The 12577-nt window shown below is 34.7% G+C and carries 8 protein-coding genes; 4 read left to right on the forward strand and 4 right to left on the reverse strand.

The genetic code is table 11. The features are described 5' to 3' along the window. Positions 1–358: 358 nt before the first annotated feature. On the reverse strand, positions 359–1027 hold the full coding sequence (locus AB8B65_RS18155) for an RluA family pseudouridine synthase (protein ID WP_405302703.1): 669 nt from the start codon (positions 1025–1027) through the stop codon (positions 359–361). Between the two features lie 36 nt (positions 1028–1063). Then, positions 1064–3016, reverse strand: a complete 1953-nt coding sequence (locus tag AB8B65_RS18160) for a YgiQ family radical SAM protein (RefSeq protein ID WP_405302704.1) — start codon at positions 3014–3016, stop codon at positions 1064–1066. Positions 3017–3240: 224 nt separating this feature from the next. On the opposite strand from AB8B65_RS18160, the gene AB8B65_RS18165 reads away from it, so the two are divergent. The 4 genes from AB8B65_RS18165 to AB8B65_RS18180 all read left to right on the forward strand — a co-directional run bounded on the left by AB8B65_RS18165 (position 3241) and on the right by AB8B65_RS18180 (position 8294). Continuing rightward, on the forward strand, positions 3241–3750 hold the full coding sequence (locus AB8B65_RS18165) for a CHAP domain-containing protein (RefSeq protein ID WP_405302705.1): 510 nt from the start codon (positions 3241–3243) through the stop codon (positions 3748–3750). A gap of 283 nt (positions 3751–4033) precedes the next feature. Continuing rightward, positions 4034–6403 (forward strand): outer membrane beta-barrel protein, encoded by a 2370-nt coding sequence (locus AB8B65_RS18170; protein WP_405302706.1) that lies wholly within the window; start codon positions 4034–4036, stop codon positions 6401–6403. Positions 6404–6537: 134 nt separating this feature from the next. Continuing rightward, the gene (locus tag AB8B65_RS18175) at positions 6538–7521 is read left to right on the forward strand and encodes a sensor histidine kinase (RefSeq protein ID WP_405302707.1); all 984 of its coding nucleotides are present in this window, start codon (positions 6538–6540) and stop codon (positions 7519–7521) included. Positions 7522–7532: 11 nt separating this feature from the next. After that, entirely contained in the window at positions 7533–8294 is a 762-nt protein-coding gene (locus AB8B65_RS18180) for a LytR/AlgR family response regulator transcription factor (RefSeq protein ID WP_405302708.1), read from the forward strand. A 453-nt stretch (positions 8295–8747) separates the two neighbouring features. On the opposite strand, the gene ccsA is transcribed toward AB8B65_RS18180, so the two are convergent. Together ccsA and AB8B65_RS18190 are read right to left on the reverse strand one after the other, a co-directional pair. Then, positions 8748–12107 (reverse strand): cytochrome c biogenesis protein CcsA, encoded by a 3360-nt coding sequence (gene ccsA, locus AB8B65_RS18185; protein ID WP_405302709.1) that lies wholly within the window; start codon positions 12105–12107, stop codon positions 8748–8750. 118 nt (positions 12108–12225) lie between these two features. Further along, complete coding sequence (locus AB8B65_RS18190) at positions 12226–12576, reverse strand: group III truncated hemoglobin (protein ID WP_405302710.1); 351 nt, start codon at positions 12574–12576, stop codon at positions 12226–12228. Between the last annotated feature and the right edge of the window lies 1 nt (position 12577).

Below are 12577 nucleotides of genomic sequence, written 5' to 3' on the forward strand. Positions count from 1 at the left end.
GTGCAAATTGCGAGTAATAGAATGAATATTCTCATTAGTTTATTTCGTTTTTGTAAAAATACGAAAGTATTCGCTTACGCGGAGAATGCTTTTGATTCTTTTAAGATTTTACGAACTTATTTTAGAGGAAGTATCAAAAAAAATTAAAGTTGTTCTGTTTTATAAAACTTTCATTTCTATATTTCAGAGTACTTCTCGATACAAAATTTTTTCAAAATTTTACTCGAAGTGACGTCCACGCGATTTTATTACAATCGTCAGTTCGAGTGACGAATCTGTGATTCGTTGTATCGAGAACAATATGATACAGTATTTTAAGTAGTTCTGACTAATCGCAGAAGTAATATTAATGACATTTTTAAACAACATCAAACACCCAAAAATCATCCACAGGCAAAGGTGCTTCATAAGTGATGCGTTCTTTAGAATCTGGCGCTTCAAAGGTTAATTTCCACGCATGGAGACAAATAGAAAGTGACTTATATGTTGCATCCGATCCATATTTTTGATCGCCAACAATAGGAAGTCCGATGTTTGATAATTGTGCGCGAATTTGATGAAACCTGCCCGTTTTTGGCTTGACTTTTAATAAATAACCAATTTCATTTTTGCCGATTACTTCATAAGAAAGCATACAACTTTGCGCATTTTTTAATTTTGATGGAACAATTTCAGCGCGCTTTTCTTTGGTGTTTTTTACAAGAAAGTTGACTAAGTTTCCTTTGTTTTTTGCAGGTTTGTTTGTTACAATTGCTAAATACGTTTTCTGTACTTTACGACTACTAAATAGTGTATTGAAATTGACCAAAACACTTTTTTTCTTCGCAAGAATTAATACACCGCTTGTCACACGATCCAATCGATGAATAATGCCCACATACGGCTTTCGCTTGCTTTTTAAAACATGATTAAATACTTGACTTTCAATTGTAACGGATTCGTATGGACTTTGCTCACTTATCAATCCTGAAGCTTTGTTGACAACGATATAATCGTTGTTTTCGTGTATAATTTCAAGCTTAGACATGACTGAGATTCGTTTTCAACAAAATGAACTTGTAATTTAACGTCGTTTTTTTCTGGATTTGTGTTTCTTCTTAGCACGTGCATGATGCGAAGGAATCGCATTGTCAAAAGTATTATTCACCTTTTTAGGCTTGATGCTTTTCCATGCATTATTTTCTTCTTCTGGCACCAATGCTTCTACCAAATCTTTTCGACCAAGTTTCCCTAAAGTTTTACGAATCCAACCTTTATTTTCTTTTTTATACCAAAAGAAAAAGCGATGTTGTTCTTCTTTTTCTTTTCTAGATTTTGGCGTTTTTGTTGGTTTGAGTGTGTACGGATGATATCCACTGTAATAAATGACCGTTGCAACCGTCATTGGTGTGGGCGTAAAACCTTGAACTTGCTCTAACTGAAAGCCCATATCTTTGGTTTCAGCAGCTAAATTTGCCATGTCTTCTACTTCGCAAGCTGGATGATTTGAAATGAAATAAGGAATCAATTGAAGTTTCAATTTCTTCTTTACGTTAATTCTGTCAAAACGTTCCTTAAATTTATGAAAGTATTGAAAAGACGGTTTACGCATTAACTTTAATACAGGATCAGACGTATGTTCTGGCGCTACTTTTAAACGTCCAGAAACGTGTTTTGTCATCACTTCTTCCGTGTAATCATCCAATTCTTTTGGATCTGCGTTTTTATTGAATTCTGGCACTAACATATCGTGACGAATTCCACTTCCAATGAATGATTTTTTTACTTTCGGATGACTGTCTACAGCTTGATATAATTCAGTTAATGGTTTGTGAGATGTATCTAAATTGCTGCAAATTACAGGCGAAATACAAGAAGGCGCAACACATTTGTCACAGATAGCTTGTACCTTTCCTTTCATTTGATACATATTTGCAGATGGTCCGCCAATATCTGACAAATAACCTTTAAAATCGGGCATATTGGCAACTTTATCCACTTCTCTCAGGATCGATTCTTTACTACGACTTGCAATAAATTTTCCTTGATGTGCAGAAATTGTACAGAAACTACAACCGCCAAAACAACCTCTGTGAATATTGATCGAAGTTTTAATCATTTCAAACGCAGGAATAGGTCCACGTTTGTTATATTTTGGATGCGGTAAACGTGTATATGGCAAATCGAAAGAAGCATCAATCTCCTTTTCTGTCATCGTAGGATATGGTGGATTTATCACCAATGTTTTATCGTTTACACCTTGAAAAATGCGTCTTGCTTTGAGTTTATTCGATTCTTGCTCAATGACTTTAAAGTTAGAAGCGAATTTTTTCTTGTTCTTTAAACAAACATTGTGTGAATGAATTTCGACATCGTCCCAATTTTTATTTTTAGGAATGTTTTCATCTTTATCTACTAAAAAAGCCGTTTGTTGTATCGTTCTCAAACTTGAAAAAGGCACTCCTTTTTGCAATAGTTTTACCACTTCGCGCAACGGTTGTTCGCCCATTCCATACACCAACATATCTGCTTTAGAGGTTTCTAAAATGGTTGGTAATAATTTATCACTCCAATAATCGTAATGTGTTACACGACGTAAGGAAGCTTCAATTCCTCCGATTAACACAGGAACATCTGGAAATTTTTCTTTTAGTATGTTTGAATACACCGAAGTTGCATAATCGGGTCGAAAACCTTTATCACCATTTGGTGTGTATGCGTCTTTATCTCTACGTTTTTTGCTCGCTGTGTAATTGCTCACCATCGGATCCATACAACCACCCGTAATTCCAAAAAATAATTTTGGCGTTCCTAGTTTGGTAAAGTCCTGCAAATCATCATGTACACTTGGTTGCGGAACAATGGCAACTTTTAAACCATAACTTTCCAAAATACGACCAATAACAGCAGGTCCAAATGAAGGATGATCTACATACGCGTCTCCACTAAATAGAATCACATCTAATTCTTCCCAACCTCGAATTTTTACTTCTCTGTTCGTTGTTGGTAACCAATCTGAAAGTTTGTTTGCTTGCATAAGACTGCAAATATACGCTTATTAGCGTTACAACTCAACCCTAAAATCTATCAGTATAAATTCGCGTAAAATATTTTGATACAATTCATAATTTCATTGCTTTTGTAATTACTTTTCATAAATTGGGAATTCACTATTTTTTCAGCATGAAACGAAAACTATTCTTCATATTTATATTACTTGTATTATGCATTGGATTGTTGAAACTATCACAACACATAAATATGAATCCTTTTAGGAGCGTAGGCGAAACATTAGACTCTTTCAACAATGTTAATGTGTATTATAATGGTGCGGTAAATAATGTAGAAAAACGAAATGTAACCAAAGACGGCTATAATTTAGGCTTGCAATATCAATGTGTAGAGTTTGTAAAACGTTATTATTACGAGTATTTACAGCATAAAATGCCCGATAGTTACGGACATGCGAAAGATTTTTTCAATCCGAATATAAAAGATGGAAAACGCAATACACAACGTAATTTAATTCAATATACAAACGGAAGTATGTCCAAACCAAAAGTCAATGACATTGTGGTGTTTCAAGCTTCTTGGTATAATTCGTTTGGGCATGTTGCCATTGTGATGGAAGTGACACAAAACACTGTAACTATTATTCAACAAAACGCAGGTCCATTTAGCAATACGCGTGTTTCTTATGATTTGATTCAAGAAAATAATCGTTGGAAGATTTCTAACAGTAAAATTGTTGGTTGGTTGCGAAAAGAATAATTTTTTCTTTCAATCTAAAAACACATAACGACGTTTCAACCCAAAAAAACATTTTTAAATATTTGCCATTTTAGATTGCTGTTTTCAGTAAAATTCCTGTAAAAATCCTTCAATACTGCGATAAATAGTACTTATCCGTACTTTTTTGCACGTGTAAATTCAACCGTAAAAAATCCCCGTTTCACCTTTTTTTAATCCCAATTCGGCAGAATCTACTTTTGTATGAACGGTTTCTGAAACATATTTGTGTATCAAAAAAAACGAACAGCAAAAAACAACAGTTATGTTAAAAACTTTAGTCAACACTATTTTATTCTTAGCAAGTTTTACAATGCTTGCACAAAGTACCATTACAGGAAAAGTGATGGACGCGTCAAAAGAAATCCTCTCTTTTTCAAATGTAGTCTTATATGATAACAACAGTAACACGCCACTAAAAGCAGTGATTGTGGAAGCAAACGGAATGTACACGTTTACGAATGTAAAAAACGGAAGTTATATTGTAGAAGCGTCTTTGTTTGGTTATAAAACCGAACGTTCAATTGTATTGAATATTGATAGTAAAAAGAATGTGACGTTCGATTTTATTCTGAAAGATGATATTCCAGAAAATTTAGACGAAGTCGTCGTCGTCGCTAAAAAACCTGTGATTACACAAAGTGCCGAAAAACTAGTCGTGAATCTAGAAAATTCCGAAATGGTGAATTCAAACGTGCGTGACATTATGAAAAAGATTCCTGGCGTATTGGTTACAGGGAATAATTTGAGTTATGCCGGACAAAGTAATATCCGAATTCTCATCAACGGAAAACAAACGAATTATATGGACATGCAAACGCTGTTGCGCGAAATGCCTGCCGATAATATTGCAAAAATTGAATTGATACAACAACCTGGTGCAGAATATGATGCAGACGGATCTGGCGCATTGATTAATATTATTTTGAAGAAAAATGTAAAACTAGGAACCTACGGAACGTTGAAAAGTATGGTTGGCCATACAAACGATTTTACATTTCGTAAAAGTGCTTCCATAGCGAGTTTTAAAGATAAAATTAACTGGCAAGCAAGCGCAAGTTATTCACGTGGTTCTTGGCGAGAAGATTTACAACTTATTCGGAAAGTCGGAAACGATGAATTTGATCAGTTATCAAGTTCACCTTTTGATCCAAATACCTTGCGTTTGAGTGCTGGAATCGATTATTACATCAACGACAAACATACCACAGGAATTAGCGTGCGACGTACCGGAACTTCTTCAAACCGCGTTACGGACAATACCACAAATATTACAAGTAACGGCGTGTTAGATGTGTTGGAAACGGACAATAGGTTTGAGCGCGATTGGACATTATACGTCATCAATCCGTATTACGAATATGACGATGAAGTGAATAAAATAACACTCGATTTTAATTATGTAGATTATAATTCTTCCAACGAAAATAATTTGTTTCAAACAGGACAAAGTATGGTAAATTATGACAATCAGCGTTATTTTCAAGATGCCAATTATGATATTTACACCTATCAAGCAGATTACAAACGTGTTTTGAGTGATAAAGCGACTGTAAGTGCTGGAATAAAATTATCAAGTGTCGATTCTGACAGCGATCTGCAATCATTAGTGCAAACAAATACAGGCGAGTTTGTAAATAACGCGAACCAAACCAATCGTTTTTTGATTGATGAAGATATTATGGCAGCCTACGCAAAACTGAACGTGAAAGTTGATAAATGGTCGTTTTCGGGTGGATTGCGTTGGGAACAAAGTGAAACGAAAGGAACTTCCGAAAACCTAAATACTTCATTAGACAGAACGATTGCAAAGTTTTTTCCAAGCTTGAGTGTTTCTCGCAATATTACAGACGAACTTGCCGCAAATGTTGCGTATAGTTACCGCATTCAACGTCCGTCGTACGAAACCTTAAATCCGTTCGTATACTATTACGATCCGTTTACGTTTGAAGAAGGAAATCCGACTTTAAAACCTGCATTAACCAATAGTTTTCGTTTCAATTTAACGTATGAAAATCAACCGTTTTTTAGTGTAAGTTATAGCAAAACGGATGACACATTATTTCAATTAGTTTCTCAAAATGATGCCACTTCAGAAACCTCTCGTTCTGTCATTAACTTATCCAAAAACGAAAACTGGAGCTTTAGTGCTTTTGCGCCATTGAGCTTTGTAAAAGGTTTGGAAGGTTATACTGGAGTTATTGTGAATTACAACCGATTTATGTCTGAAAATCTAAATCCTGTGTTAGACAATTCGTTGTGGAGCATGACTTGGTATACAAGTGCTGAGTATAAATTACCTTGGGGAATTCAATCAGAAGTTTCCGGATATTATACTTCTGGCGGTTTAGAAGGACAAATTGAATTTGATTGGATTGCAGGAATTGACATCGCATTTAGCAAAAAGTTTATGAATGATCAATTGAAAGTGAGTGTCGAATTGGAAGAAATTCTAGATCGAAAGTTTATGGGCGCAATAAATTATGACAATGTAAACGCAAATATTATCAGCGATTTTCCAAGAAGAAACGTCTTTTTACAATTGAGTTACAGCTTTGGAAAGAAGTATAATAAAAAGAAAAATAGAAAAAATAGTGCTGGTGACGAAGTGGATCGTATTAAAACGAAACAGTAGTTGGGTTTTGGGTTTTGGGTGAATAAAATTTCAAGTTGAACTCGAAAACTCAACAACAAATACCCAAAAACCTAAATTATTTATTCTATTTTTAAGGACTGATTATGAATGTAAAACTGAACAAATCTGACTACATGTTGCTCCTCATTTATTACGGAGTCTCCGTATTTATGACGATTTATCAATATGTAGGGTCAGAAAGCAAATTATTAGAATACCTACTTGACATTCCTGCGTTTATTATTCTTGATGTTGGAATGATTCTTATTTTCCTGTATTGGTTGTTACCAAATTACATCATCAATGATAAAAAATACATTCATTTTGCGTTTTGGGCGATCATATTTATGACTCTTTTTGGGTATCTTGAAGACGTTATTGGATATTGGAGCGATGGAAGAGATTTATCCAAAATAAAATACAATCTACAAGAAGTTTTAAACTACATTTCTAATACCTCAGAAAGTATTGGGCTGCCTTTTGGTTTGCTACTCGCGAAAAAATATTATGAAAATCAAATTTTGTTTGGTTCTATTAAAGAGAAACAAAAGGAAAACGAGTTAAAATTATTGCGTTCACAGATAAGTCCGCACTTTCTATTTAACAACTTAAATACGCTTGATGCACTAATTGATAGTGATACAGAGAAAGCCAAAGAATATTTGAATCGCTTATCGCTGATTTACCGCTATTTAATTCAGACGAAAGATGCCGAAGTAATGGAATTGAACGAAGAAATGAATTTGGCGGAGAATTATATGTTTTTGATTAAAACCCGTTTTGGAAACGATTATGAATTTAAAGTGATCAAAAATGTGTCGTTAGAAGAGAAATTTGTACCTACAGGCGCCATTCAAACTTTACTTGAAAATGTGGCAAAACACAACAGAGCACAACATGGAAAAGTGATTAAGGCAGAAGTAATTATCGATGAAGATTGGTTGACAATTTCCAACACAAAAAGCATGATAAAAACCAATAATGATTCGTTAGGAACAGGTTTAAAAAACTTGGAATATCGCTATCAATTATTGTCCGATCAAAAACCTGAAATCACAGATACTTTGAATCATTTTTCAGTAAAAATCCCTATTATTAAACTTAGTAAAGAATCTTAAATTAGAGTTTGATGCGCATATTAATTTTAGAAGACGAAATTCCGGCATACGAAAAACTTTTAGCCAATTTGGAAAGTTATTTCTCCGAATCGTTTGTGCATGATTGGGCACGTTCCAATGATAAAGCACGTGAATTCTTAGCACAACAAACGTATGATTTTATTTTGTCTGATATTCAATTGTTAGACGGAATTTCCTTTGATGTTTTTAATACGGTGAAGATTGATTGTCCAATTATTTTCTGCTCAGCGCATGACGAATATTTGTTTGAAGCATTTCGCACCAACGGAATCGCGTATATTTTGAAACCGTATACGAAAGAAGATATCAGTCAAGCGTTAAATAAATTTCAATCGTTTTTTAAAGCAGAGAGTTATCAGCCTATTCACAATGATACAATCAGCTTGTTAAAATCGGCATTGAAGCAAGAAGAAACGAATTACAAGAAGCGTTTTGTCATTAAAAAAACAAAAGGCATTCAGTTACTAAACGTACGTGACATTAGTTTGATAGAAGCTTCGGGTGATTTCTGCTTGGCGATCGATTCAAATGGCAAAAAACATCCGATTTCTCAGAATTTGGGAAGCATTCAACAAGCACTAAATCCGTTGAAATTTTTTCGCATCAATCGGAGTCAAATCGCTCATATTGAATACATTGAAAACATTGAAAGTCACTTTAAAAACCGTTTACTCATTCAGCTTTCAGGCATTAAAGAAAAAGTGATGACGAGTTCATCTACGACTTCGGACTTTCGGAAATGGCTTGAGTAGTTTGGAACTTTAAATGTAAAATACTAAGTTTTAAATGTTGAATTGCTCCGTGCTAAGAAACTCTTTAACTTGAAATATTAAATCGTCTCTTCGAGTGTTTTTCTGGAAGAAAAATGTATCGAGAAGTGCTTTGAAACGCTAAATGTAAAATGTTGAATGTTGAATTTTAAATTGCTGTGTGCTAAGAAACCTGTTCTTTTCATAGTAGATCTCGATACTAAATTCTTTCAGAATTTCACTCGATCTGACGTTTTGGGAACTCTGAATATAAAATTCTAAATGCTAAGTTTTAAATGTTGAATTGCTGTGTTCTTACAAACTCTTTAACTTCAAATAACGAATCGTCTCTTCGAGTGTTTTTCTGGAAGAAAAATGTATCGAGAAGTTGTTGGAAATACTAGATACGAGATTTAAAACTATTTAATTCTTAAATTTCTACAATATTTTTTAAAGTTAGCTCTTTAAAAACATAGAAATTAATCTCCTAAATAATTTCATTACAGCATTAAATCTTGACTCATTTACTTTCTGGTAATGCACACTATAACGCCAATATGCTAAAGCTCCATACGCAAGCCAAATTGCAGTTGCAGTGTATACAAATGGTAATCCTAAAACAGCGTCTCCTGTTGCATACGAGTGCAATCCGCTAAGGACAAAGTTTACACCAAAATAGGTGAATAAAATAGAGCCAAATGCCGAAATAGACATCCAATTAAAGAACCAACGTCCGCGTAATCCTGGTACCAAACGCATGTGTAATACAAACGCATATACCATGATACTGATTAACGCCCAGGTTTCTTTTGGATCCCATCCCCAATAACGTCCCCAACTTTCGTTTGCCCACATTCCACCAAGGAAGTTTCCAATGGTTAACATGACCAAACCAACGGTAATCGCCATTTCATTGATAATCGTGATTTCCTTTAGGTTGAGTTCCATACGTTCTTTGTTCTCTTTTGTCGTTAAGATAATCAACAGTAAAGAGACCACTCCAAGAATCATAGCCAACGCAAATGGTCCGTAACTCGCTACAATCACGGCAACGTGAATTAGCAACCAATAACTGTCTAATACAGGTTGTAAGTTTCCAATATCTGGATCGAGCCAATTCATGTGCGCGCCCCATAAAATCATTGCAACGACAAAGGTGGTTGCCGAAATAGTTAAGTCAGATTTTCGTCCAAATAACAATCCAAATAACATGGTTGCCCAAGCTACATAAATCATAGATTCATACGCATTACTCCAAGGTGCGTGTCCAGATAAATACCATCTCACAATTAAACCAGCGGTGTGTGCTACAAATAATGCAATGACTAACCATTTAAAGACCGTTATTGCTTTGCGAATTCGCTTTCCATCTTTGAATATTTGATAAATTATAATTACAAACATTAAGAAACCTACAAGCAGGTAATACATCATTAAATTTTCAAAAACATTGACCTTGTTGTATATGATTTCTACTTCAATTTGAGTGTCGGAAGGCAATACATTACTTCCCATTTCTTTTTGGCGATCGCGTAAGCTTTTCACCATATTATCAGCTTCTTTGTAATTTCCTGTTCGATGCGCATCATTTAATAGAATTGCATATACTTTCATGGCATTTTTTACATACTTCTGATATAGAGAGTCTTTTGGCTGAAAACCTACACCTGGATTTAATTCATAGTCTCTTTCAGAAATCCATTTGTTATTTTCATGATCCGGAAGCGGAAATACTTTGATGAGATCTCCTTGAATTGCTCTACTTAGTAATCCTAGTTTTAAATCGTATTCTTTGATTGCTTTTTCATACTGGTTTGGCTTGTTAGTTCCGTAAGCATCTCGTGTGTACGGATTTAGCTTATATTCATTTTGTGCTGTAAAGAAATCGAGCATTTTAGCATAACCCTGGCTTTTATCAATACCGATAATGTTACGAATACTATCGTGCTTTCTCTTTTTTACGCTGATAATGCGTGCATTGTACCACATTTGTGGATATTGAATCATAGACAACAATACTTGCTCAGCAGATAAACCTTTGTACGTGTCTGTTTTGCTTAATTTACGAAGCAATTCGCGTGCAAACGTGTGCGCAGGTTTCATACGTCCGTTTCCATCTTGAATGACCAAACGTGCAAATTTATCAGCATGTTCTTGTGGTACAGCATTGGCTACAATGATAGAATCCATTTGTGCGTCAGTGTACGCTTTTACTTCATGCTCGTGACCTTCGCCTGGCGCATGATTGTGTCCTGCGTGCGCATCTTTTGCTTGCTGCGTAACTTCTGTTTGAACAGAATCTTTCGCTTGTGCTGAATTGTCTTGTGCAAATGTTCCTAAACTAAAGAGTAATGCAATAGCAGAGAGAAATTTTGCTTTTTTGTTTTTGATTTTATCCAATTGTTTTTTCAAAGCGCCGAAGCGTGTGTTTTTGTCAAATAAAATAACCATTAATGCTAAATACAGTAAAAAGTATCCTAAATAGGTAACATTTGTTCCCCAAAAATCGTGACTTACAGATAAGATGGTTCCTTTTTCGTCTTTGTCAAATTGTGCTTGAAAGAATCGGTAACCGCCATGATCCATAATATGATTCATATAAATATCGTAATCGTATACTGGTTTTTTATTTTCTATGAGTGTTACTTTACTTTTGAACGATTTGTAATTTCCATCACTGATAGCTCCTGGAAAACGTTCTGCAATGAAGTCATTTAGTTTTATGCTGAATGGAAGTTTTAATCTTTCTGCTCCGAAAGAAAGCCAAAAATCAAGTCCGCCAACTTTAATTTCTACAGGCGGCATGTCATATCCTTTTCCGCCCAAAACGCGAACTTCCTTTGTTTCTCCATTGCTGGAAACTTCTAAGATAACGGCATTTGCTTGATCTTTTAATTTTTTAGGCGTTTCAACGACACCAATTACACCTTTAATCGCTGGCTCAGGAACTACAAATTGCAATCCTGCCAAATTATATAAAGAACCCAATTGAAACGGTTGCAAACTGTCTTTGTAGACTTCGTTTTGCGTGCGCGCTTTCATGATCATATTTGTACCTTCAAATGGACTTTTTATGGTGTAATTTCCATATTCATCTGACATGATGTTGATAGCGCCTTCTACATAATTGTTGTATGAAACTAATATATTGTGTAAACTTTGCTCTTTTGCACCTGATTTTAGGAAGTGATTGTGGCGATTTCCACCACCAGCTTCTACAATTTTCAGTAATACATCACCGTTTTTATCAGGGACAATTCCTTCTTCTGCACCTTTTATAAATCCTTTGTAATCAATAGTAAATTCTTGTCCGTTAAAGTCTTTTTCCCACGGGAATCCTTCTTGAATCCAAGTTGTTGGTGCAATTGCTTCTGGGGAAATAAGATAGTCACCTTTTAAGGTTTTTCTTCTTGGTTCTCCATTTATTTCGCCATCTACTAAGGCTTTGATATATGTTTTTTCGGAAAGAAATGAGTTTTGTGTAGCGCCTTCACGAATTGGCATTACACCTTCATAGCTGACATAGCGTGTAATAAACGCTCCCAACAAGATAAATATGAACGATAAATGTATTAATAAGGTTGCCCATTTTTCTTTCCGCAGTAAGCGGTAACGAAAGATATTCCCGAAGAAATTAACCATGAATAAAACCATGATTAATTCAAACCACCAAGCGTTGTAAACCCATATTTTGGCTGTTATGGTGCTGTATTCACTTTCGACAAAAGTTCCAACTCCCATGGCAAAAGCGAAAGCAAAGAAAAGAAGTGCCATTAATCGTGTGGAGAAGAGAATATTCTTAATGAAATTACCCATTGTGTAGCGTTATCGATTAGATCAAAATTTCAGTATGCAAAAATACGGTATTTTACATAATTTAATGTCTATTTAACATTCAATTTCGCGTTATTTAGGAACATTCTAATGAAAAGAATTATTTTACGCTTCGTGCTTCAAACAACTTAATGTAAATAAATGTGCCCATTTTACGAGCTCTGTTCTTAGCAATATTGGCTTTTTCGCCTTCAAATAGTGTATCTAGCGTCTGAATCCAATGGTTGAGCCAAACACCAAAATGATGTTCGTTTATGGTGTTTTTAATTGCGGCATCAACCTCTACATGCTTTTCCAACGGATTTCCTTTATATTTGTTTACAAAGAATAAACTGCTTTCCCAAAAATCCGTTAAATGTTCTAAGTGTGCTTCCCAATGTGTAATTTGAGCATTAAAAATTGGTCCTAATAATTCATCTTTTCTAATTTTTTCATAAAAAGTTGTTACCAAA

Source organism: Kordia sp. (genome assembly GCF_045105435.1).
Lineage (GTDB): Bacteria > Bacteroidota > Bacteroidia > Flavobacteriales > Flavobacteriaceae > Kordia.

Coding starts and splice junctions, on each gene's coding strand:
- AB8B65_RS18175 (WP_405302707.1), top strand. CDS start 6,538: ATGTTGCTCCTCATTTATTACGGAGTCTCCGTATTTATGACGATTTAT.
- AB8B65_RS18170 (WP_405302706.1), top strand. CDS start 4,034: ATGTTAAAAACTTTAGTCAACACTATTTTATTCTTAGCAAGTTTTACA.
- AB8B65_RS18160 (WP_405302704.1), bottom strand. CDS start 3,016: ATGCAAGCAAACAAACTTTCAGATTGGTTACCAACAACGAACAGAGAA.
- AB8B65_RS18165 (WP_405302705.1), top strand. CDS start 3,241: ATGAATCCTTTTAGGAGCGTAGGCGAAACATTAGACTCTTTCAACAAT.
- AB8B65_RS18155 (WP_405302703.1), bottom strand. CDS start 1,027: ATGTCTAAGCTTGAAATTATACACGAAAACAACGATTATATCGTTGTC.
- ccsA (WP_405302709.1), bottom strand. CDS start 12,107: ATGGGTAATTTCATTAAGAATATTCTCTTCTCCACACGATTAATGGCA.
- AB8B65_RS18180 (WP_405302708.1), top strand. CDS start 7,533: ATGCGCATATTAATTTTAGAAGACGAAATTCCGGCATACGAAAAACTT.